Below are 21619 nucleotides of genomic sequence, written 5' to 3'. Positions count from 1 at the left end.
ATCAGGCAGGGTTCCTGATAGTTTACGGCCCGCACCGTGGAGACGGGCGCCGGGGGCGCCGGTGACAGAGGATTCCCAGGGGAGGGCACGGCGTTATGACAACGGATTCCACAGAGGGGATCTTCGGCATGGAGCAGGTGAGGCGGGCCAGGTTCGCCGTCGCCGCGGTCTTCACCGTGCACGGCGCGGTGACCGGCAGCTTCGCCACCCGGGTGCCCTGGATCCAGGACCACACGGGGGTCAGCGCCGGACAGCTCGGCCTCGCCCTGGCCTTCCCGGCGATCGGCGCCTCCCTCGCCATGCCGCTGGCCGGTGCGATCAGTCATCGCTTCGGCGCCAGGACCGCACTGCGCGGACTGCTCGCCCTGTGGACGCTGGCGCTGATCCTGCCCGCGCTGGCACCCAACCTGCTGACGCTGTGCGCCGCGCTCTTCGTGTACGGGGCATCGGCCGGCATGTCGGATGTGGCGATGAACGCCCTCGGTGTCGAGGTGGAGAACCGCCTCGACAAGTCGATCATGTCCGGGCTGCATGGAATGTGGAGCGTGGGCGCCCTGGCCGGTTCGGCGGCGGGCACGGTGGCCGCGCATCTGGGCTCCGACGCCCGGCTGCACCACACGATCGCCGCTCTGGTACTCACGGCACTCGGGCTGATCGCCTGTCAGGGCGTACTGGATCTGCGCAGCGAGCCGGACGAGGAGCCGCCGCCGCGCTTCACGCTGCCGCCGAAGTCGGCGCTGATCATCGGTGCGGTGGGCTTCTGCGCGGTGTTCGCGGAGGGCGCCAGTCTGGACTGGTCGGCGGTCTACCTCCGGGACATCATGGACACCTCCGCCGGGCTCGCCGCGGCGTCCACGACGGCGTTCGCGCTGACGATGGCGGTCGCCCGGATCGTCGGTGACAAGGTCGTCGACCGCTTCGGGGCGGTCCGGACCGTACGGGTCGGCGGCGTCCTCGCGACGGTCGGCGGACTGCTCGTGGTCGCGTCACCGAACGCGGTACTGGCGATGTGCGGTTTCGGTCTCCTCGGCCTCGGTGTCGCCGTGGTCGTCCCGCTCGCCTTCGCGGCGGCCGGACGCAGTGGCCCGAACCCGAGTCAGGCCATCGCGGGCGTCGCCACCATCACGTACACCTCCGGGCTCATCGCCCCGTCCGCGATCGGCTCGCTGGCCGAGGCGACCTCGCTGGTCGTGTCGTTCGGCCTGGTGACGGTGCTGGCGTTCGGCCTGGTGCTGGGCGCCGGGGTGCTGCGGGCGGGCGACCGCAGGGCCGTGTCGTCCTCGGACTCCGCCGCTCCGAGCGCGGCGGCGGCCGAGCCGCGCCCCTAGCCGGCGGCTGTTGCGGGGCGCGGCGGACGGTTCAGCCGGCGATCGAGTCGAGCCGTTCCGCGGCGGGCCGCAGTGCCCGCAGGTCACCGCCGGGCGGAGTCTCCAATTACCCGACGGCTGCCTCGGCCTTCGCGTCAGCGGAGTCGGCGGCCGCGTGCACGATGTCACTGGCCGCGTACCGGTAGAACTCCAACTCCGGGTGGGGCCAGGGGGCGGCGCCGGTCGCGGCGGGCAGCAGATGGTCGACCGCCTTGAACAGGCTCTGCCCCTGCGGCCCTTCGTACACCCAGAGGTCCACGCCGACCTGCCTGCCGATGGCGGCGAGGAGGGCGCCCAGACGCCGATGTGGTCTTCCACTCATCGAACAACACTCCCACCAGTCATGTACGTGAACCATGTTCATGACCAAGACCGTGCGAGCGTAGGGTCGCCTGTTCGGAGTGACAATGCTTCGCGCACGATTCATGCATGGGATCCGTGGTGGAGTGCTTGCGCCCACAGCCCGGCCGCGAGCACCGCGCGATCCGGCATTACCATGGCGCTGATCATTTCTGCGGTTTGCGCCATGCCGGGCGAGGCACTGGACTCCGCACCTACACACAGGGAGCGACCATGGGCCTCGGCGTGCGCTGGACCTTGCACGGCGACGGGAAGACCCCCGCACCGGGGGCCGTGGTCCGGCCGGACGAACGGCTCTCCTGGCCCCGTACGTTCGGACTCGGCGCCCAGCACGTGGTCGCGATGTTCGGTGCGTCGTTCGTCGCCCCGGTACTCATGGGCCTGGACCCGAACCTGGCGATCATGATGTCGGGTGTCGCGACGGCCATCTTCCTGCTGGCCACGCGCGGCCAGGTGCCCAGCTACCTCGGCTGTTCGCTCTCCTTCGTCGGGGTCGCCGCGACGATCCGGGCGAGCGGCGGCAGCAGCGCGGTGGTCACCGGTGCGGTCTTCGTCGTCGGTGTGGTGCTCTTCCTCGCCGGCCTCGCGGTGCAGCGGTTCGGCGCGCGGATCATCCATGCGGCGATGCCGCCGGTGGTCACCGGCGCCGTCGTCATGCTGATCGGCTTCAACCTGGCTCCGGTGACCGCGTCGACGTACTGGCCGCAGGACCAGTGGACGGCACTGCTGGTGATGCTGTTCACCGGATTGGCCGTAGTGTGCCTGCGCGGATTCTTCTCGCGTATCGCGATCTTCCTGGGCCTGGTCTTCGGATACGCGCTGTCCTGGGTCCTCGACCGGATCTTCGGCAAGATCCACTCCCCGGCGGGCGGCGCCGAGGCCGTCGACCACTGGCGGCTCGATCTGTCGGGTGTCTCCAAGGCCGACTGGATCGGTCTCCCGTCCTTCCACGCGCCGAGCTTCGAGTGGTCGGCGATCCTGGTCGCCCTGCCGGTGGTCATCGCGCTGATCGCCGAGAACGCCGGCCATGTGAAGGCCGTCGGCGAGATGACCGGCGCCTCGCTGGACGACAAGCTGGGCACCGCGATCGCCGCCGACGGCGCCGCGTCGATGCTGTCGACCGCGGTGGGCGGCCCGCCGAACACCACGTACTCGGAGAACATCGGCGTCATGGCCGCGACCCGCGTCTACTCCACCGCCGCGTACTGGGCAGCCGCCTGCTTCGCTCTGCTCTTCGGCCTCTGCCCCAAGTTCGGTGCGGTCGTCGCCGCCATCCCCGGCGGTGTGCTCGGCGGCATCACCGTCATCCTGTACGGCATGATCGGCCTCCTCGGTGCCCAGATCTGGCTGCACGGCAAGGTCGATCTGCGCAATCCGCTGAACCTGGTCCCGGCCGCCGCGGGCATCATCATCGGCGTCGGCGGGGTCAGTCTGAAGATCACCGACAACTTCGAGCTGAGCGGCATCGCCCTGGGCACGATCGTGGTGATCACCGGCTACCACGTACTCCGTGCCTTCGCCCCGGCGCACCTCAAGACCCAGGAGCCCCTGCTGGACTCCGGGACGTCGGCGTACGACGAACCGGCACCGACGGACAAGGCGTAGTACCGAAGCGGGGGTTTCCGGCTGCCACGGCGGGGCACCGGACGCCCGACTGCTGGCGTCCGCTGTTCCAGTACCGGCGCCATCCCGGCGTACAACCGCTGCAGTTCGCCCTGGCCGGCATCAAGGCGCACATCGGCCACGATCTGCCGCTCGCCGTCGTGGACACCTGCCACACGCTCGGCTGCGCCCCGCCCGGCCTCGAAGAGGATTTCGACCGTGTGGGCGACCTCCTCGTGACGCTGGAGGAACGGATCCGCGAGGATCTGATGCCCGGCCCCGATCTGCTGGAACTCGCGGACCCGCTCACCCATCTGCTCGGCTCGTGGAATCTGGAACGGGCCCGTGAGGCGGCCTGGTCCGCGGCCCTGGTGCTGTGGCGATTGCGTGATGTCCCGCTGCTCGCCGAGGAGTTCAGAAAGCGGATGGATGCGGAGGCGGGGCTGGTGGGGCGCTGTCTGCTCACTCCCTGTCACTGACCGCGCCCGGCCTCGTACAGGCAGGTGCCGTACCGGTCAGAAGCAGTCGCCGTACCAGTGGACCGCGCCGGGCGCCGTGACCGTGGCCCGGACCGAGTCGGCGGTGGCGTGCAGCGGGCGCGCCATGCCCACGTGTTCGGCCACCGGCCGGGGGTCCGCCAGCAGGGCCGGCAGTGCCGCCCGGACCCCGGGGCCTTCGGGAATCCGGACCCGGGCCCGGCTCAGCCCCGCGGCCCGGCCACGTTCACCGACGGCGGCGAACAGCTCGCCCAGGCACTCGGGTGCGCCCGCGAACTCGCGTACCTCCACGCACTCCCCCTCGTGCTGGGCCACCATCCAGCCGACGAGCGCCCCCGACCCGGGATCCTGAGCCACGAGCGACCGGTCGGCAGGGCCGTACCAGGCGGGCACGCGCACCGCCCAGTCCTCCGGAGCCCGCAACGAGCTGAGCGGCCTGTTCGCGTTGTACGCATGGTGCAGGGCGGCCACCTCCACGGCGTCCTCCGCAGTGGCCTCGCGGACCCGGAACGTCCCGGGGGCAGCCGGGGGCGCGAGCGTCCCCTCGGTGTACGCACTGCCGAATTCCTGCCATCCCGAGCCCCGGTAGACCCCGGGCGTCCCGGTGAACAGCAGTGACCAGGCTCAGTGTTCGGCCATCATGGTGCGCTCCGCCTCCACCAGCAGCCGCCGTACCAGCCCCTGGCCCCGGGCCTCGGGACGGGTGGCGACGCCGCCGATGCCGCCGACCCGCTGCGGGGTGCCGTGCGCGTCGCGGATCAGCCTGGGTACGTAGACGACGACCGCGTCGATCCCGCCCCCCGGACCGTTCTGCGCGACGAACGTATGGCGGTGGCGGTCCGGGTCGAGGGCATGGAGGGCGGCGATCTGCGGGGCCTCGAAGCACCGCTGCCACAGAGCGGCCAGGGCCGGGCCGTCGGCCGCCGTCGCGGTCCTGATGACGGCGGTCACAGCGTCAGGTTCCCGTCCGTGCGCGCCGAGTCGCTGTTCACGGGCATCGCGCTGCGCTTCGTACCGTCCTCCACGCACGCGGTGTGCAGGGCCGAATCGAGTGCGTGCGGGGCGAGGTGGAGCCTGCCGCCGGTGAAGCGGCTGCCGGTCGCCGCGTAGTGGTTCGTGCCGTCGGCGATGCGCACATGGGCGGTGTCCGGTCCCGAGGCGGCGCTGCTGAGCGCGTTGATGTCCCATGTCACCTTCCCGGGGCCGGCTGCGCGGCCGAGAAGCACCCTGGCCCTGTTGCTGCCGGTGAGGCGGGTGCCGCCGGTGACGGTGATCCGCTGGTCGCGGACGGCGCTGAGTTCGATGCCGGTGTTGTCGTAACTACCGCCGTCGATCCGCAGATCCGCCGATCCGACCGAGAGCGGGGCCGCGTTCTCGGCGCCGGTGACGGTGCAGTCGGTGAAGTGGACGGGCCCCGCACCGCGCAGGATCGCGCCGTCGACGCCCCTGAAGGTGCAGCGTACGAAGTGGACGGGAGCGGTGACCGGATTCTGGACGAGGACGGCTCCCGCGGGCGGCTCGAAGGAGCAGTCGCTGATGGTGGTCGGCCGGGTGGAGCGGGCGGAGCGCTGGGCGACGGCGAAGGTCTTGGCGCTGCAGCCGCGCACCTGGGCTCCGTCGGCGTTGACGGTGAGGGTGCCGGCCTGGTCGAAGGTGGGGCGCGCGATCACCGTGATGTCCTCGAGGGTCAGATCGGTGATCTTGGTGTTGGCGGTGAACCAGGAGCAGACATGTCTGCGTACGGTGATCCGCTTCGCGGAAATCCCCCACTGTGCACCGGAGTTGGCTATGTCCATCAGTCCGGAATTGCCGTCGAAGAGGAGATCGTGCTCGTACTGCCCGTGTGTCGTGAAGGGGTTGCCGCCCGCGTCGTCGCCACGGTCGCGGTGAAGATCGCCCCGTTCGACCGGTACCGCACCGCCGATGTCGTACGGGCGGTGGCCGCCGCGGACCGCGCCGACGAGGTGGCGCTGTACACGGGCAACGACGACGACATCATCGGTGATCTGCTCACCCCGTACGAGACGGCGGGCGGCACACCGCGCTGGTTCGCGGGCGGCCTCCTCGGCCAGTGGGCCGTGTGGACGAGCTCCGCAGTGACGCTCCTCGACGACGTCCGCAAGGCGCGCGGCGGGGACCACGAGGCGATGGTGCGCTGTCTGGCGCGTCGCTCCGAGCTGACCGATGCCAACAGCGCGGTCTTCGATGTGCGCGGCGCGTTCCGCGGCTGCATCGCCGGGGTGCACGAAGTGCTCCACCGCCAGGGCCTGTTGGCGAACATCAGGTGTCTGGACCCGGCCGAGACGCTCTCCCCCGGGCAGGCGAAGGAGATCAGCCGGGTGGCCGCGGCCTACCCTTGGCTGACCGATGACGCCTTCGTTGCGGAGCACCTCGATGCCTGGCTCTCCTGATCCTGCCGACCGCCCCCGGGTGGTCGTCGCCGTACCGCCGGGCCTGCGGGCCCAGTTCTTCACCACCGAGGTGTGGCGGGAGCTGGAGCGCGCGGCGGAGCTGACGGTCCTGGACGACCACTCCGACCGGGCGGCGGTGGCCGCGGCGCTGCCCGGCGCCCGCGCGCTGATCACCTCGTGGCGGGCGCCCAAGGTGGACGCCGAACTCCTCGCATCGGCCGACCGGTTGGAACTGGTGGCGCACACGGGTTCGGCGGTCGCGCCCTATGTCACCGAGGAGGTGTTCCGGCGGGGCATCCTGGTCACCCAGGCGGGTGACGAGATGGCCCGCCCGGTCGCCGAGGTGGCTCTCGCGTTCACACTCTCGCTGCTCCACCGCATCCAGCGCTTCGACCACGCGCTGCGCGGCGGGCTGGAGTGGGCGGCGGCGAGCGAGGCCCCGCCCCGCCACGAGATCCATGGCAGCGACATCGGCGTGATCGGCGCCTCCCGCACCGGACGTGCCTACATCGCCCTGCTGCGGGCGATGGGGGCGCGGGTCAGCGTCGCCGACCCGTACCTCTCCGATGCGGACGCCGAGGCGCTCGGCGTGAAGTCCGTACCGCTTCGGACTCTGCTGTCGCGCAGCAGGATCGTGGCCGTGCACGCGCCGGTCACCGAGGAGACCCGCAGGATGATCGGCGCCGAACAGCTGGCGCTGATGCCGGACGGGGCGGGCCTGGTGAACACCGCCAGGTCGTGGCTGGTCGACGAGGACGCGCTCATCGCCGAGCTGGCATCGGGCCGGCTGGATGCGGCGATCGATGTCTTCGACGCCGAGCCGCTGCCCGCAGGCCACCCCTTCCGCTCCCTGCCGAATGTGCTGCTCACTCCGCACCAGGCAGCGGGCAGCGTCGAGTGCCGGCAGCGGCTCGGAATGAGCGCCGTCAACGAGGTGCTGCGGCTGCTCGCCGGACGCCCCCCGGTCCACGCGGTCACCGTCGACGCCCTCATCCGTCTGCGCTAGCGCTGTGCGGTGGATCAGGGACAAACGGCCCTACCCCTCCCCAACCCTCATACCTCTCAGGAGAGTTCACCGTCATGCGACTGATGCGCATCGGCGAGCCGGGCCATGAGCGCCCCGTTGCCGTCTGCCCCGAGGGCCGTCACCACGACCTGTCCGGCATCACCCACGACATCGACGGCGCGTTCCTCGCCGCGCTCGCCGACAATCCGCACCTGGCCCCCGCCGAGCCGGCGCTCCCGGAGATCGACATCACCGGTCAGCGGATCGGAGCCCCGGTGGCCCGTCCCTCCGCACTGCTCTGCATCGGCCAGAACTACGCGGCACACGCGGCGGAGTCGGGTCACGAGCCGCCCGCGCAGCCGATCCTCTTCTACAAGTCGCCGAACACCGTCGTCGGCCCGTACGACGACGTGCTGATCCCGCGCGGCTCGAAGAAGACCGACTGGGAGGTGGAGCTGGCCGTCGTCATCGGCCGCCGCGCCTCCTACCTGGACTCTCCCGCCGACGCCGCCGCACACATCGCGGGCTACGCCGTCAGCAACGACGTCTCCGAGCGCGCCTTCCAGCTGGAGCAGTCGGGCGGCCAGTGGTCCAAGGGCAAGAGCTGCGCCACGTTCAACCCGCTGGGGCCGGTGCTGGTGACGGCCGACGAGGTCGGTGACCCGCAGCAACTGCGGCTGCGCAGCTATGTGAACGGGGAGCCGCGGCAGGACTCCAGCACCGCGGACATGATCTTCAGCGTGGCGCATCTGGTGCACCATCTGTCGCAGTATCTGGTGCTGGAGCCCGGCGACATCATCAACACCGGTACCCCGCAGGGCGTGGCGCTGTCCGGCCGCTTCCCCTACCTGGGTCCGGACGATGTGATGGAGGTCGAGATCTCGGGCCTGGGCCGGCAGCGCAGCGTCTGCCGGCCCGCCTAGCTCCGACCGTTCTCAGTCCTCCGGAAGTTCGACCGGGGCGATGTCGTCGAAGACGTCGCCGGGGCCGGGGTTCGTCGCATCGGTCGCGCCGCCGAACTGGGTCATCACACCCCACACGGCGTTGAGCGCGGTCTGTACGGCGCCCTCGGCCCATCCGGCCGTCCAGGAGATGTCGTCGCCCGCGAGGAACAGGCCCCGCCGGTCGGCGGGCAGCCGGTCCTGCATGAAGTGGGTGAACAGCCGCCGCTGGTAGCGGTAGTGGCCCGGCAGATTGGCCTTGAACGCCCCCATGAACCACGGCTCGTTCTCCCAGGAGACGGTCACCGGGTTGCCGATGATGTGCTTCCTGATGTCGACGTCCGGATAGATCTCGCCGAGCGACTTGAGCATGACGTCCATACGCTCGTTCGGGGAGAGCGGCAGCCACTTCAGGCTGTCGTCGCACCAGGTGTACGAGAGACAGATGACGGCGGGCCGGTCGGGGCCGTCATCCAGCAGGTACGTCCCCCGGGTCATCCGGTCGGTGAGCGTCATCGACATGGTGTCCCGCCCGGTCGGCACCCCCCTGCCGTCGACGGCCTCGTCCAGCCAGAACGGCCGGTCGACGGGGACGAACAGCTTGGACGACTCCATGTAGTGGGTGCGCTCCATCGCCGTCCAGTGGTCGATCGGGAAGAGCGCGTCGTCGCAGTCGATCTTCGAGAGCAGCAGCCAGGACTGCCCGGTGAAGATCGCGGCGGGGTAGGTGCGTATGTCACCGGTGGCGTCGGTGACGGTGATCCGGTTTCCGGCGGTACGGTTCAGCCGGGTCACGGCGGGGCGCGGCTCGCCCTTGTGCAGCGAGGACAGTGACGTGCCGAGCGGCCAGTGGACGATCTTCTGCGGTTCGCGGTCCCAGAGCCGCAGCGGGAGCTGCTGGCTGCCGCCGACGATGCCCCGGTGGTGGTCGTCCGCCTCGGTGTAGACGACGCGCAGGATCTCCAGGATGGAGTTGGGGAAGTCGGTGTCCCAGCCGCCGGTTCCGAAGCCGACCTGGCCGAAGATCTCACGGTGCCGGAACGACTTGAAGGCGTCGGAGTCGCAGAGGAATCCGTAGAAGGTCTGGTTGTCGAGCTTCTGGACGAGCTTCGCCCAGATCTCCCGGATGCGGGGCACATCGCGTTCGCGCATCGCGCGGTTCATGTCGGAGAAGTCCGCGCCCTCGTCCAGACACCGGTTCCAGGCGTCCATCACATCGCGGTAGACCTGCGGCAGATCGGCGATGGTCCGCGCGTAGTGCGACTCGCCCTTGAGGTCGACGACGGTCGACGGGGTGGCCGGGGAGAGCGGGTTGGGGAACGGCTTCGTCTCCAGGCCGACCAGATCGATGTAGTGCTGGAGAGCGGTGGAGGACGGCGGGAAGCGCATCGCGCCCATCTCCGCGGTGAGCTCCGGATCGCAGCCGTCGAATCCGACAGTGCGCAGCCGGCCGCCGATCTCGTCCGCTTCGTAGACGACGGGCTTGAGCCCCATCTTCATCAGCTCGTACGCGGCGACGATGCCGGAGAGCCCGCCACCGATGACGGCGACCTCGCTGCCGTGCTCGGTCGCCGGTATCTGCCCGATCCCCGCGGGGTGCGCCAGGAAGTCGTCGTACGCATAGGGGAAGTCCGGCCCGAACATGGTGATCGGCGGCTGCGCGTCGGTGTGCTGGACGGCGTTGGGCACCGTGGACGTCATGGGGTACGGACTCCTTGCACGAAAAAGGTGGAACGAGGGGTGGCGGGCTCAGACGAGGGAGCCGTACAGACCGGGGCGGCGGTCGTTCAGATACGGGTTGGCGGCGCGCGACGCGCTCAGGAACTCGGGGTCGACCTCGCCGATGACCAGTTCCTCGCCGCGTCCGGCGCGGGTGCGGACGGTGCCGTCCGGACCGGCCAGGCAGCTCAGCCCGACGAACTCGAACTCGCCTTCCGGGCCGGTCCTGTTGACGTACGCCACGTACATCTGGCTCTCGAATGCGCGCACTGGTACGACGGACTCGGCGACGAACTGGAAGGGGTGCATCTGCGCGGTGGGCACCAGCAGCAGATCGGTGCCGGCGAGGGCGTGCGAGCGGACGTTCTCCGGGAACTCGACGTCGTAGCAGATCATGATCCCGATGCGTACGCCGTCCAGCTCGGCCTGGACGACAGGCTGCTCGCCCGGGGTGAACCACTCCTGCTCGAAGCAGCCGAACAGATGGGTCTTGCGGTAGTTCGCGAGCGCCGACCCGTCCGGCCCGATGAGCTGCGCAGCGTTGAAGATCTGCTCGCCCGCGCGTTCCGGGTAGCCGTAGAGGACCGCGAGCCCGTGCCGTGCGGCGATCTCGGCGACGGCCCGGGCACAAGGCCCGTCCGCCGGCTCGGCCAGCCGGGGCACGTCGGCCCCGATCGCGTACCCGGTCAGGAACAGCTCGGGACAGACGAGCAGCCGGACCCCGGCGTCCGCCGCCCGCCGTGCGGCTCCGTCGAGCACCTTGATGTTCTCGTCCACATGCCCGGGTCGTCCGGAGCTCTGGAGCAGGGCGGTACGCAACGGCGGCATGGCTGACCTCGGGCGGTGCGGGCGGGGCGGGGACGTATTGACGGTACGGTCCGCCACTCGAACCGGACAAGGCGCGACCGTTGCGCGTACACCGTCGATCCATTGCGCACCGACGGCCTGTGGCGGCGATTCATTGCGCCCGACGTCTTTGCAGGTCAAGCAGGTGACACAGGTCTCAGCCCGACGCCTCGTCGAAGACCCGCAGCCCGGGCATCACCAGCCCGCCCGGTAACTCTCCGGCCCGTCCGGCGATTGAGGACGGGGCGGCCGCCGGGCGCAGCCCGGCGCCCTACTCCGGCGACCCCGACGAGTACCGCCGCAGCAACGGCGACAGCACGAGCACGGACTTCGTCCGCTCCACATACGGCTCGCCCGCAATCCGCTCGAGCACCTGCTCGAAGTGGCGCATGTCCGCGGCGAAGACCTGCACGATCGCGTCGGCCTCCCCCGTCACCGTGGAGGCCGACGCGATCTCCGGGTACCGCGCAAGCCCCTGCTTGATCGCCTCCGGCGACGTATTGCGGCTGCAGTAGATCTCGATGAACCCCTCGGTCTCCCACCCCAGCGCCGCCGGGTCCACCCGCACCGTGAAGCCGGTGATCGCACCCTCGGCGCGCAGCCGGTCCACGCGGCGTTTCACGGCGGGCGCGGACAGGCCGATGAGCGCGCCGATGTCCGCGTAGGAGCGCCGGGCGTCTTCGGCGAGGGCGTGGACGATGCGTTCGTCGAGGTCGTTCAGGCGCACTTCGGGCGGTTCACTTCTCTGCGATGGCCGGCGTCGGGGGCGGCAGGTGCCGCCCCCGAAGTAGACCATGGCCCGCCCCGCCGGGCGCGCTCACCGCATCGGGTGACCGGTCAGAACGGGAACTGCGAACGGCCGTGCTGCACCGAGATCCACTTCTGGGTGGTGAAGGCCTCGACCATCGACTCGCCGTTCAGCCGGCCGAGGCCGGAGCTCTTCTCACCGCCGAACGGGACGATGGGCTCGTCGTGGACCGTGCCGTCGTTGATGTGGATCATGCCGGTGTGGATGCGCTGCCCGATCCGTACGCCGCGCTCGATGTTGCCGGTGTGCACAGCGCCGCTCAGACCGTACGGGGTGTCGTTGGCGATCCGTACCGCCTCGTCCTCACCGTCGAACGGTACGAGGAGCGCGACCGGCCCGAAGATCTCCTGGGACAGGACGGGGGAATCGGCGGCCAGACCGGTCAGCACGGACGGGCTCACCAGATTGCCCTCGGCGCTGCCGTGCAGCAGGGCCGTCGCGCCGGCCTCGACGGTCTGGTCGACGAGCGAGGAAATGGCCTCGGCCTGCGAGGAGTTGATCAGCGGGCCGATCTGGGTCTCCGGGTCGGCCGGGTCCCCCACCCGCAGCGAAGCGACCTTGGCGACGAACTTCTCGGTGAATACCTTCTCCACCGAGCGGTCGACCAGGATCCGGTTCGCGGCCATGCAGACCTGGCCCTGGTGCACGTACCGGCTGAAGACGGCCGCGTCCACGGCGTAGTCCAGATCGGCGTCGTCGAGGACGATGAGCGCACTGTTGCCGCCGAGTTCGAGCACGGCGCGCTTGAGGTTCGCCGCGCAGACCGTGGCGACGTGCCGTCCCACCTTGTCCGAACCGGTGAAGGAGATGACCTGCGGAATGGAGTGCTCCAGCAGTGCGTCACCGATCTCCGCGATGTCGGTGACCACGACGTTCAGGAGCCCGGCCGGCAGCCCCGCCTCCTCGAACACCTTCGCCACCAGCGTGCCGCCGCAGACCGGGGTGTTCTGGTGCGGCTTGAGCACCACGGCGTTGCCGAGCGCCAGGGCGGGGGCGACCGACTTCAGCGACAGCAGGAACGGGAAGTTGAAGGGGCTGATGACACCCACGACACCGACGGGCACCCGGTAGACGCGGTTCTCCTTGCCCTCGGTCGGCGAGGGCAGTATCTGCCCGGAGGGCCGCAGCGCGAGCTGGATCGACTCCCGCAGGAACTCCTTGGCGAGATGCAGCTCGAAGGCCGCCTTCAGCCGGGTGCCGCCCAGTTCCGCGACGATCGCGTCGCTGATCTCGGGCTCGCGCTCCTCGACGACGTGCAGCGCCCGCTCCAGCACCAGCCGGCGGGCGTACGGATTGGTGTCGCCCCACGCCCGCTGGGCGGCCTCGGCGGACCGGTACGCCTGGTCCACCTCGTCCGCCGTGGCGACCGTGATCGAGGCGAGCTTCTCCCCGTTGTACGGATTGAAGTCGATGATGTCCCAGGACCCCTTGCCCGCCCTCCACTCTCCGTCGATGTACTGATGGGCCAGGTCGGTGAAGAAGGACATGAGATCCCTTACCGCAGAAAGGCAAGCAGCTGATTGTGCTTCATATTACTTACATTTCAATGGGGTTGGCGCGGATCGCCATCGTATCCGAGGGCCGGAATCGGACATCCCTGACGCCATGTGAGGACACCCGAAAACACCGTTGCCCCTCACGGCACGAACGGTCGTGAGGGGCAACGGTGTTGCGGGACTCCGGAATCAACTCCAGCTGGCGTGCAGCGGCTTGCCCTCGGCGTAACCGGCGGCGCTCTGCACCCCGACGACCGCCTTCTCGGCGAACTCCTCCAGGGAGGCCGCGCCGGCGTAGGTGCAGGCGGAGCGGACGCCCGCGATGATCGAGTCGATCAGGTCCTCGACGCCGGGCCGGGCCGGGTCGAGGAACATCCGCGAGGTGGAGATGCCCTCCTCGAAGAGCGCCTTGCGGGCCCGGTCGTACGCCGACTCGTCCGACGTACGGTTCTTCACGGCGCGCGCGGACGCCATGCCGAAGGACTCCTTGTAGAAGCGGCCGTCGGCGGACTGCTGGAGGTCACCCGGCGACTCGTACGTACCGGCGAACCAGGAGCCGATCATCACGTTGGACGCGCCCGCGGCGAGCGCCATGGCCACATCGCGCGGGTGACGGACGCCGCCGTCCGCCCAGACGTGCTTGCCGTACTTCTTCGCCTCGGCGGCACACTCCAGGACGGCGGAGAACTGCGGCCGGCCCACACCGGTCATCATCCGGGTGGTGCACATGGCGCCGGGGCCGACACCGACCTTGATGATGTCCGCGCCGGCCTCGATGAGGTCGCGCACACCCTCGGCGGCGACGATGTTGCCGGCGACGATCGGCACCTGCGGGTCGAGCGCCCGGACGGCCCTGACCGCGCTGATCATGGACTCCTGGTGGCCGTGGGCGGTGTCCACGACGAGCGTGTCGACGCCCGCGTCGAGGAGCTGCTTGGCCTTGCCGGCCACATCGCCGTTGATCCCGACGGCGGCGGCGATCCGCAGCTTGCCGGCCGCGTCGGTGGCGGGGGTGTACAGAGTGGCGCGCAGTGCGGCCTTACGGGTGAGGATGCCGACGAGCCGTCCGTCCGCGTCGACGGCGGGGGCGAGCTTGCGGTGGGCGCCGTCGAGCTTGTTGAACGCGTCGCGCGGGTCGATGTCCGCGTCGAGCAGTACCAGATCCCTGGACATGACCTCGGAGAGCTGGGTGAAGCGGTCGACACCGGTCAGGTCGTGGTCGGTGACGACACCGAGGGGCCGCTGCTCCTCGTCGACGACGACGCCCGCGCCGTGCGCGCGTTTCGGCAGCAGGGACAGGGCGTCGGCGACCGTCTGGCCCGGGGCCAGCACGATCGGCGTGTCGAGCACGAGGTGGCGCGTTTTCACCCAGGAGACGACATCGGTGATGACATCGATCGGGATGTCCTGAGGGATGACGACGAGCCCGCCGCGGCGGGCGATCGTTTCGGCCATCCGGCGGCCCGCGATGGCCGTCATGTTCGCGACGACGAGCGGGATGGTGGTGCCGCTGCCGTCCGGCGAGGAGAGGTCGACACCCTGGCGGGATCCGACCGCCGAACGGCCCGGAACCATGAAGACGTCGTCGTACGTGAGGTCGTACGGGACCGAGGGGGAGTCTGTGTAGCGACCAGTGCCGGGCTCAAGAAAACGCATAACGCTCATTTTTTCATACGAAACGGAGCAGGTCGCTTCCAGGAAGACACAGCAAACAACCCCCGCGTTCGTACGTTCCTCCAAAGGAACGGAGCGGGAGTCCCGGGCAAGTGGAACCTGCCTTGCCCACGGACCCTACCCGTGCGGCATCCGAATCATTCGCGATCATCTTCCCTGGACCTGATGACAAGGGGTCAGGTAGCTTCAAACCCGCAGGTCCGTGGGTCACGACTACGCCCCGGAGGAACAGGCGGACGGTCACAACTTCCGTCACACGTACGACCGGAGAGGATCACGACCCACCCGTGGAGAGCGAACTGCCGGACATCTACTGCCCGTTCCCCCAGCGGACGAATCCGCACGTCGGGCACGCCCGGGTCCACCTCGACAGCTGGATCCGCAACACCGGTCTGGTACACCGTGATTCAGCCAGGGAGCGCTTCGAGCAAGCGGACTTCGGAGCGTTCGTCGGCATGGTGTATCCGACCGCCGACAGCAAGAATCTCGACCTCGTGGCCGACTGGTTCGTATGGCTGTTTCTCGTCGACGACCAGCTCGACGACGGTCATCTGGGCCGCAGCCCGGAGCGGGTGCGGGACGTGGTCGCGGTGATGCGGTCCGTGATCGAGGGCACCGGTACCGGCACCCTGCCGGCCGAGGACCTTCCCGCCGCCGTGGTCGCCCTGGTCGATCTGTGGGAACGGACGACGCCGACCGTGGCCGCGCACTGGCGCACCCGGTTCGGCTGGCACCTCACCACGTATCTCACGACGGCCACCACCTGGGAGGCCGGGAACCGGGCCGCAGGGGTGGTGCCGTCCGAGGAGACGTACATCGCCAAGCGTCGCCACACCGGCGCGATACATGTCTGCATGGACCTGATAGAGATCGTGGCCGGGATCGAGGCTCCCGAGTCGATCCACAACGATTCCCGGTTCATCGCCGCGCTGGAAGCGTCGTGCAATGTCGTGTGCTGGGCCAACGACGTGTACTCGTACGAGAAGGAGCAGGTGCTCGGCGAGATCCACAATCTCGTCCATCTGGTCCGGCACCACCGCGGTTACGGCAAGCAGCAGGCGCTCGAACACGTCTGCACGGAGATCGCCACGGAGACGGAGCGGTTCCTCACCGCCGAGGCCGAGCTGCTGGCCGCGTACCCGCAGCTGTCCTGGATGCTCGCACCGTACCTGGACGGGATGCGCAGCTGGATGCGCGGCAACCTGGACTGGTCACGGCAGACCCCCCGCTACAACCCGGCCGATGTGAGCCAGTACGAGGAGCCGGAAGAGTACCTGGAGGCAACGGTCCTGGGCATGGCCCAGGACTGAACCCACCGGACTCGTCGGTCGAGGCCCACTCAATCGCCGGGCGGCACAATCAGGCCCGCCCTGCGGCTGAGGACGCAGCGGCCACCGGGCGGCCCCGGCGGCGGTCGCCGCGACCACCGCCGCCCGCCCCGGCACCCGCTCAGGCCCCGTCCGGATCCGCCCGCTCCAGCGCCGGCCGCCGCGGCGCCGCCGACTCGGTCAGCAGATAGTCGGCCGCCGCCGTGTCCGTCACCAGGCTGGTGACGAGCCCGGACCGCAGCACCGCCCCGATCGCCGCGGCCTTCCGCTGGCCGCCCGCGATCGCCACCACCTCGGGGATCCGGCGCAGCCGGTCGGCCTCGACCGTGATGCATCGCTCGCCCAGGTCCCGGCCGACCCGCCGCCCCTCCGTGTCGAAGAGGTGCGCGGACATCTCGGCTGCGACGCCGAGCGACGCGTAGTGCGCCCGTTCCTCGTCCGTGAGCATGTCGTGGACGGTGGAGATGCCCGGCTCCCAGGAGCCGATGGACACCGCGGCGACCGTCACCTTGTCGAAGTACTCGAAGGCGCGCGCGATACCGGTCTGATGGCGCAGCGCGGCGGCCGTGGCCGGGTCGGGCAGCAGCATCGGCGCGTAGATCGGGTGGGCCTCACCACCGGCCACCTGGGCGGCCCGCCGGACCGCCTCGACCGAGCCGCGCTCGGCCGTCCCCGCGTCGTACACCCCGGTGAGCTGCACGACCGTGCACGGCGGCAGCCGGTCGAGCGCCGCCGCCATGTGGATGGTGGACCGGCCCCAGGCGAGGCCGAGCACATCGCCCTCGTTCACCAGTTCTCCGAGGAGATCCGCCGCGACCTCACCCAGGTTCTCCGGGTCCGGTGCGTCGTCCTGCTCCTCCGCGGGAGATTCGACGACGACCGCGTGACGCAGCCCGTAGCGGGCCCTGAGCGCGTCGGAGCGCTCGGCGTCCAGTTCGGCGGGGACGCGGATCTCGATCCGTACGAGGTCGCGCTCAAGAGCCGTCTCCAGGACCCGGGCCACCTTGAAGCGGCTGACGCCGAACTCCTCGGCGATCTGGATCTTCGACTTTCCTTCGAGGTAGAAGCGGCGGGCCATGGCCGCCGCCTGCACCAGCTCCGCGGGCCCCATCCGCAGGGCGGACCGTCCCGCCGACATTGCAGACACCGCGATCTCCTCACTGCTGTTCACACTCTCGATACGCCGTTCATCCTGTCAGATCCGGCGATCCTTGATCGGTCCCGTCGGACCGCGTTCATCTGCCCTTGGCCGGGCCGACCTGCAATCGGGGGCCGGAGCGGGTTCCGGCGCCGGTTCCGGCCTCAGTGGCGGCACGCCCAGGCCGCCGAGGCGGTGGCCGCTTCCGCCTTGGCGCGCAGGGCGCGCACCGCTTCGGCCGGGTCCTCGGCCCCGTACACCGCCGAACCCGCGACGAAAACATCCGCACCGGCCTCGGCACAGCGCTCGATGGTGGACTCGGAGACGCCGCCGTCGATCTGGAGCCACAGTTCGAGGCCGTGCTTGGAGATCAGCTCACGGGTGCGGCGGATCTTGGGCAGCATGATGTCCAGGAAAGCCTGGCCGCCGAAGCCCGGCTCCACCGTCATGATCAGCAGCATGTCGAGTTCGGGGAGCAGGTCCTCGTACGGCTCGATGGGCGTCGCGGGCTTGAGCGCCATGGAGGCGCGGGCGCCCTTGGCCCGGATCTCCCGCGCCAGCCGTACGGGGGCTGCCGCGGCCTCCACGTGGAAGGTGACGGAACCTGCGCCCGCCTCGACGTACTGCGGCGCCCAGCGGTCCGGGTCCTCGATCATCAGATGGCAGTCCAGCGGAGTGTCCGTGGCCCGGCCGAGCGATTCCACGATCGGCACGCCGAGGGTCAGATTGGGCACAAAGTGGTTGTCCATCACATCGACGTGGAGCCAGTCGGCACCTTCGACTGCCTTCGCCTCCTCGGCGAGACGGGCGAAGTCGGCGGACAGGATGCTGGGGTTGATCTGGGCCATGTGCCAAGCCTGCCATGTTCCGCGCCACTTCCCCGCCCTGGTGCGGGCCAAAGCCTCACGGGATCATTACAGTTCGCGGAATCCAGGCCTCCCGGCCGTGCGATACGGGCGTTTCAGCCCGCGTCGGGCCCTTCGGGGGCGGTACGGGGCCCGGAGGCGGTGAGCCTGCTTCCGGCATACGGCGGAGGGCGTCCCGCCGACGGGCCGGACACCGAATCCGGCGGGCGGCCGGTCCCGGCGGCGGCCAGTACCCGTGCCCGGTCGCACATGCCGTCGGACCCTGACCGCCTGCCGGCCTCGCGCGGCCCCCGGCCTGCCTCAGGCGGTCCGGCGCAGCAGTGCCAGATACATCGCGTCGGTGCCGTGCAGATGCGGCCACAGCTGGACGTCGGGACCGTCACCCAGCGCGGGCACTCCCGGCATCAGCGGGCGGGCATCGACCCACTCCGCATCGACCGGCGGGCCGCCACGCCCCTTGAGCACGTCCTCGACGACGACCCGGGTCTCCGCGAGATGCGGTGAGCAGGTCGCGTAACCGACGATGCCGCCGACCCGCACCGCCTTCAACGCCTCACGCAGCAGACCGCGTTGCAGCGGGGCGAAGCTCTCCAGGTCCTCCGGGCGGCGCCGCCAGCGCGCCTCCGGGCGGCGGCGCAGCGCGCCGAGGCCCGAACACGGGACGTCCATCAGGATCCGGTCGAAGGTGCCGGGCTGCCACGGCGGGCGGGTTCCGTCAGCGGTGATCACCTGGTACGGGCCGGGGTTGCCGGCCAGCGCGCGCGCTACGAGGCGGGCCCGGTGCGGCTGCTTCTCGGCGGCGAGCAGGGCGGCACCTCGTCCGGCGGCGAGTGCGCCGAGCAGGGCGGCCTTGCCGCCGGGCCCCGCACAGCCGTCGAGCCACCGGGTGTCACTGCCCTCCAGCGGTGCGTTGGCGAGGGCGGCGGCCACCAGTTGGCTGCCCTCGTCCTGGACCCCGGCCCGACCCTCCTGCACGGCGGTCAGCGCGCCTGGCTCGCCGCCCTCCGCCATCCGTACGGCATAGGGCGACCAGCGGCCGGGCAGGCCGTTCTCGTCACCGAGGGCGGTGAGCAGTTCGTCGGTGGTGGAGCGGCCGGGGCGGGCGACCAGGGTGACCTCGGGCCGTTCGTTGTCCGCTTCGAGGAGGTCCTCGATCCCGGCACGGCCGCCGCCCAGTGCGTCCCAGAGCGCGGACACGACCCAACGCGGATGCGAGTGCACGACCGCGAGGTGGTCCTCGGCGTCCTCGTCGTACGACGGGGCGACACGCGCCACCCAGCCGTCGAGGTCGTCCGCGGAGACCTTCCGGAGCACGGCGTTGACGAACTTGGCCCGCCCTTCGCCGAGCACCACACGGGCCAGCTCCACGCTGGCGGAGACCGCCGCGTGGGTGGGGATACGGGTACCGAGCAGCTGGTGCACGCCCATGTTGAGCACATCGAGGACCGGCGGGTCGACCTCGCGCAGCGGCCGGTCGATGCAGGCCGCGACGATCGCGTCGTACGTCCCCTGGCGACGCAGCGTCCCGTAGACCAGTTCGGTCGCCAGCGCCGCGTCCCTGTTGTCGAAGTCTCCCTTGGCACGGGCCTTCTTCAGCAGCGGAGGAAGGACGAGGTTGGCATACGCATCGCGTTCGTCGACGGCCCTGAGCGCTTCGAAGGCGAGGAACCGGACGGGGTCCTTCTTGGGGCGGCGATGCGGCTTGGCGGGACGGCGACGCTGCTGGTCGTTCACGTGAAAGGTGCTCCGCTGATGGTGAGAGGACGAACCCTCCCAGCGTACGTCGCCGCCCGGCCCGGGATTCCGCTAGATCCCCAGCAGCTCGCCGTGGACGATCCGCACCCCGCGGGCCCAGTCCGCGGCCCGCATCGGCTTCTTGCCCTGCGGCTGGACCCAGAGCAGCTCGACGGCGTGCGATCCGGTGCCCACGTACACATTGTTCTTGGCCGCCGACAGCTCGCCGGGCGCCAGATCGGCACGGTCCAGCACGGGCACCGCCTGGATCACCTTCAGCCGCTCCCCGCGGAACAGCGTCCACGCCCCGGGAGCGGGAGTGCAGCCGCGCACCACCCGGTCGACCCGCAGGGCAGGGGCGGACCACTGCACCTGGGCGTCCTCGACGGTGATCTTCGGTGCGAGGGTGACGCCCTCGGCGGGCTGCGATACGGCGTGCAGCGTGCCGTCCTCGATGCCGTCCATGGTCGCGACGAGCAGCCCCGCACCCGCGAACGCCAGCCGGGTGAGCAGGTCACCGCTGGTGTCGGTAGGCCGTACCTCTTCGGTGAGGACGCCGTACACCGGGCCGGAGTCGAGCCCCTCCTCGATCAGGAAGGTCGATGCACCGGTCACCTCGTCCCCGGCCATGATCGCGTGCTGTACGGGGGCCGCGCCGCGCCAGGCGGGCAGCAGCGAGAAGTGGAGGTTGACCCAGCCGCGGGCGGGCACGTCGAGCGTGGTCTTGGGCAGCAGCGCTCCGTAGGCGACGACCGGACAGCAATCAGGGCCGATCTCCCGCAGCCGCGCCAGGAAGTCCTCGTCACGCGGCCGGGCGGGCTTGAGCACCTCGATCCCGGCCTCCTCGGCGCGCTCGGCGACGGGGCTGGCGACCAGGCGGCGGCCTCGCCCGGCGGGGGCGTCGGGCCGGGTGACGACGGCGGCCACCTCGTGCCGGCCGGAGGAGATCAGGGCGTCCAGGGCGGGTACGGCTACCTCGGGGGTGCCTGCGAAGACGAGCTTCATGGGTGGCTGACTGCCTCTCGGGCCGAAACGTACGGTGACGAGCAACGCACAAGTCTATGGGCCGGGCGACCAGGGGGCGTACGCAGGACTGCGCGCCCCTTGGATATGCACACGCGCCCCTGCACCGTGACCAGATCCCCGGCTGACGCGTTGGTCAAGAGAGATTGACCGAAGCGAGCCGCCACGGTGCGGCCCGATCCCTTTCAATGCCGGTTCGAGAGGCTTCTTCATGGCCGACCACGCAACCCACGACGCCCAAGCGCGGGCCAGCCTGCATCTGTTGGTGCGGGACATCGAGCGGGTCCGGCGGCAGGTGGACGCGCTGCGCACGCTCACCGCCCAACTGGGCAACGTCTACCGTCCGCGCCGCTCCGGCCCGTCCACGGGCTTCGTCGTCTACGGCAGGGCCCCGGCCCCCACCGTCAGGCTGGCCCAGGAGCTGCGGGACAGTGTCGAGACCCTGGTCACCGCGGCAGTGGACTTCGACCGCTCGCTGGGCTTCTCCTGGGACGCGGTGGGCTCCGCGCTCGGGGTAACCAAGCAGGCGGTGCACCGCCGCTACGGCGCCCGCCGCAACGCCCAGCAGCCGGGAACGGCCGAGGCCACCGCGGAGACCGCGGTGCCGCGCCCCCTGCCCATCGCGCCCGGCTCCGCCGATGCGCCCGCGGTGCCCGCCGCACGCTCCATGCCCCCGCAGCCGTCGGTGGCCCGCCCGTCCCTGCGTGAGGACGTGCGCCCGGGCATCTTCCCCGGCCCACGCAACGGCTGACACCATCCCACCCCTGCCCCGCCGCGCCCGATGCACGGCGGGGCAGCCGCAT

18 protein-coding genes and 3 pseudogenes are annotated in these 21619 nt (G+C 70.5%); 8 read left to right on the top strand and 13 right to left on the bottom strand.

Annotated elements, in window-relative coordinates; genetic code table 11:
• The first annotated feature begins 95 nt into the window (after nucleotides 1-95).
• Nucleotides 96-1328: an MFS transporter gene (locus NRF20_RS36435; RefSeq protein ID WP_398628978.1), complete on the top strand. Its 1233-nt coding sequence runs from the start codon at nucleotides 96-98 to the stop codon at nucleotides 1326-1328.
• Between the two features lie 31 nt (nucleotides 1329-1359).
• Here NRF20_RS36435 and NRF20_RS36430 read toward each other — a convergent pair.
• Nucleotides 1360-1653 (bottom strand): annotated as a pseudogene (locus NRF20_RS36430) (alginate lyase family protein); the annotation flags it as partial.
• A 287-nt stretch (nucleotides 1654-1940) separates the two neighbouring features.
• Here NRF20_RS36430 and NRF20_RS36425 point away from each other — a divergent pair.
• Both NRF20_RS36425 and NRF20_RS36420 read left to right on the top strand, forming a co-directional pair.
• Nucleotides 1941-3332: a uracil-xanthine permease family protein gene (locus NRF20_RS36425; protein WP_266363241.1), complete on the top strand. Its 1392-nt coding sequence runs from the start codon at nucleotides 1941-1943 to the stop codon at nucleotides 3330-3332.
• 23 nt (nucleotides 3333-3355) lie between these two features.
• Nucleotides 3356-3808, top strand: a pseudogene (locus NRF20_RS36420) (DUF5995 family protein); the annotation flags it as partial.
• A 36-nt stretch (nucleotides 3809-3844) separates the two neighbouring features.
• Here NRF20_RS36420 and NRF20_RS36415 read toward each other — a convergent pair.
• The 3 genes from NRF20_RS36415 to NRF20_RS36405 form a co-directional block, all read right to left on the bottom strand.
• Nucleotides 3845-4303 (bottom strand): hypothetical protein, encoded by a 459-nt coding sequence (locus tag NRF20_RS36415; protein WP_398628979.1) that lies wholly within the window; start codon nucleotides 4301-4303, stop codon nucleotides 3845-3847.
• Nucleotides 4304-4450: 147 nt separating this feature from the next.
• Nucleotides 4451-4777, bottom strand: coding sequence for a GNAT family N-acetyltransferase (locus tag NRF20_RS36410; protein WP_398628980.1), 327 nt, complete (start codon nucleotides 4775-4777; stop codon nucleotides 4451-4453).
• The gene (locus tag NRF20_RS36405) at nucleotides 4774-5622 is read right to left on the bottom strand and encodes a hypothetical protein (protein ID WP_413753951.1); all 849 of its coding nucleotides are present in this window, start codon (nucleotides 5620-5622) and stop codon (nucleotides 4774-4776) included. Before NRF20_RS36405 ends, NRF20_RS36410 begins: the two co-directional genes overlap by 4 nt.
• Nucleotides 5623-5700: 78 nt before the next feature.
• Here NRF20_RS36405 and NRF20_RS36400 point away from each other — a divergent pair.
• The 3 genes and pseudogenes from NRF20_RS36400 to NRF20_RS36390 all read left to right on the top strand — a co-directional run.
• Nucleotides 5701-6237 (top strand): annotated as a pseudogene (locus NRF20_RS36400) (dihydrodipicolinate synthase family protein); the annotation flags it as partial.
• Nucleotides 6221-7243, top strand: a complete 1023-nt coding sequence (locus tag NRF20_RS36395; RefSeq protein ID WP_413753950.1) for a hydroxyacid dehydrogenase — start codon at nucleotides 6221-6223, stop codon at nucleotides 7241-7243. The pseudogene NRF20_RS36400 and the gene NRF20_RS36395, both read left to right, overlap by 17 nt.
• Before the next feature lie 74 nt (nucleotides 7244-7317).
• Nucleotides 7318-8166 carry a fumarylacetoacetate hydrolase family protein gene (locus tag NRF20_RS36390; protein ID WP_266363204.1) on the top strand — a complete coding sequence of 283 codons (849 nt, stop codon included), beginning with the start codon at nucleotides 7318-7320 and terminating at the stop codon, nucleotides 8164-8166.
• Nucleotides 8167-8178: 12 nt separating this feature from the next.
• On the opposite strand, the gene NRF20_RS36385 is transcribed toward NRF20_RS36390, so the two are convergent.
• The 5 genes from NRF20_RS36385 to NRF20_RS36365 all read right to left on the bottom strand — a co-directional run bounded on the left by NRF20_RS36385 (nucleotide 8179) and on the right by NRF20_RS36365 (nucleotide 14709).
• Complete coding sequence (locus NRF20_RS36385) at nucleotides 8179-9885, bottom strand: flavin monoamine oxidase family protein (RefSeq protein ID WP_398628983.1); 1707 nt, start codon at nucleotides 9883-9885, stop codon at nucleotides 8179-8181.
• Nucleotides 9886-9933: 48 nt separating this feature from the next.
• A complete protein-coding gene (locus tag NRF20_RS36380; protein WP_351260784.1) occupies nucleotides 9934-10731 on the bottom strand; it encodes a carbon-nitrogen hydrolase family protein in 798 nt (265 codons plus the stop codon).
• Between the two features lie 289 nt (nucleotides 10732-11020).
• Nucleotides 11021-11476 carry an Lrp/AsnC family transcriptional regulator gene (locus NRF20_RS36375; RefSeq protein ID WP_114243475.1) on the bottom strand — a complete coding sequence of 152 codons (456 nt, stop codon included), beginning with the start codon at nucleotides 11474-11476 and terminating at the stop codon, nucleotides 11021-11023.
• Nucleotides 11477-11586: 110 nt separating this feature from the next.
• Complete coding sequence (locus NRF20_RS36370; protein WP_398628984.1) at nucleotides 11587-13044, bottom strand: aldehyde dehydrogenase family protein; 1458 nt, start codon at nucleotides 13042-13044, stop codon at nucleotides 11587-11589.
• A 198-nt stretch (nucleotides 13045-13242) separates the two neighbouring features.
• Nucleotides 13243-14709 carry a GuaB1 family IMP dehydrogenase-related protein gene (locus NRF20_RS36365; RefSeq protein ID WP_398628985.1) on the bottom strand — a complete coding sequence of 489 codons (1467 nt, stop codon included), beginning with the start codon at nucleotides 14707-14709 and terminating at the stop codon, nucleotides 13243-13245.
• Between the two features lie 305 nt (nucleotides 14710-15014).
• On the opposite strand from NRF20_RS36365, the gene NRF20_RS36360 reads away from it, so the two are divergent.
• Nucleotides 15015-16037 (top strand): terpene synthase family protein, encoded by a 1023-nt coding sequence (locus NRF20_RS36360; RefSeq protein ID WP_398628986.1) that lies wholly within the window; start codon nucleotides 15015-15017, stop codon nucleotides 16035-16037.
• A 139-nt stretch (nucleotides 16038-16176) separates the two neighbouring features.
• On the opposite strand, the gene NRF20_RS36355 is transcribed toward NRF20_RS36360, so the two are convergent.
• The 4 genes from NRF20_RS36355 to fmt all read right to left on the bottom strand — a co-directional run bounded on the left by NRF20_RS36355 (nucleotide 16177) and on the right by fmt (nucleotide 20798).
• Complete coding sequence (locus NRF20_RS36355) at nucleotides 16177-17193, bottom strand: sugar-binding transcriptional regulator (RefSeq protein WP_189276421.1); 1017 nt, start codon at nucleotides 17191-17193, stop codon at nucleotides 16177-16179.
• Nucleotides 17194-17357: 164 nt separating this feature from the next.
• The gene (rpe, locus tag NRF20_RS36350) at nucleotides 17358-18041 is read right to left on the bottom strand and encodes a ribulose-phosphate 3-epimerase (RefSeq protein ID WP_398628987.1); all 684 of its coding nucleotides are present in this window, start codon (nucleotides 18039-18041) and stop codon (nucleotides 17358-17360) included.
• 318 nt (nucleotides 18042-18359) lie between these two features.
• Nucleotides 18360-19793 carry an RsmB/NOP family class I SAM-dependent RNA methyltransferase gene (locus tag NRF20_RS36345; RefSeq protein ID WP_398628988.1) on the bottom strand — a complete coding sequence of 478 codons (1434 nt, stop codon included), beginning with the start codon at nucleotides 19791-19793 and terminating at the stop codon, nucleotides 18360-18362.
• 72 nt (nucleotides 19794-19865) lie between these two features.
• On the bottom strand, nucleotides 19866-20798 hold the full coding sequence (fmt, locus tag NRF20_RS36340; RefSeq protein WP_398628989.1) for a methionyl-tRNA formyltransferase: 933 nt from the start codon (nucleotides 20796-20798) through the stop codon (nucleotides 19866-19868).
• Nucleotides 20799-21027: 229 nt separating this feature from the next.
• Here fmt and NRF20_RS36335 point away from each other — a divergent pair, with 229 nt between their 5' ends.
• Nucleotides 21028-21567 carry a hypothetical protein gene (locus NRF20_RS36335; protein ID WP_413753949.1) on the top strand — a complete coding sequence of 180 codons (540 nt, stop codon included), beginning with the start codon at nucleotides 21028-21030 and terminating at the stop codon, nucleotides 21565-21567.
• Nucleotides 21568-21619: the final 52 nt, after the last annotated feature.

The sequence above is a fragment of the Streptomyces sp. R-74717 genome (genome assembly GCF_047305335.1).
In the GTDB taxonomy this organism is placed as follows: Bacteria; Actinomycetota; Actinomycetes; order Streptomycetales; family Streptomycetaceae; genus Streptomyces; species Streptomyces atratus.
The sequence above is the reverse complement of the archived record's forward strand: the minus strand, read 5'-3'. Positions and strand labels throughout refer to the sequence as shown.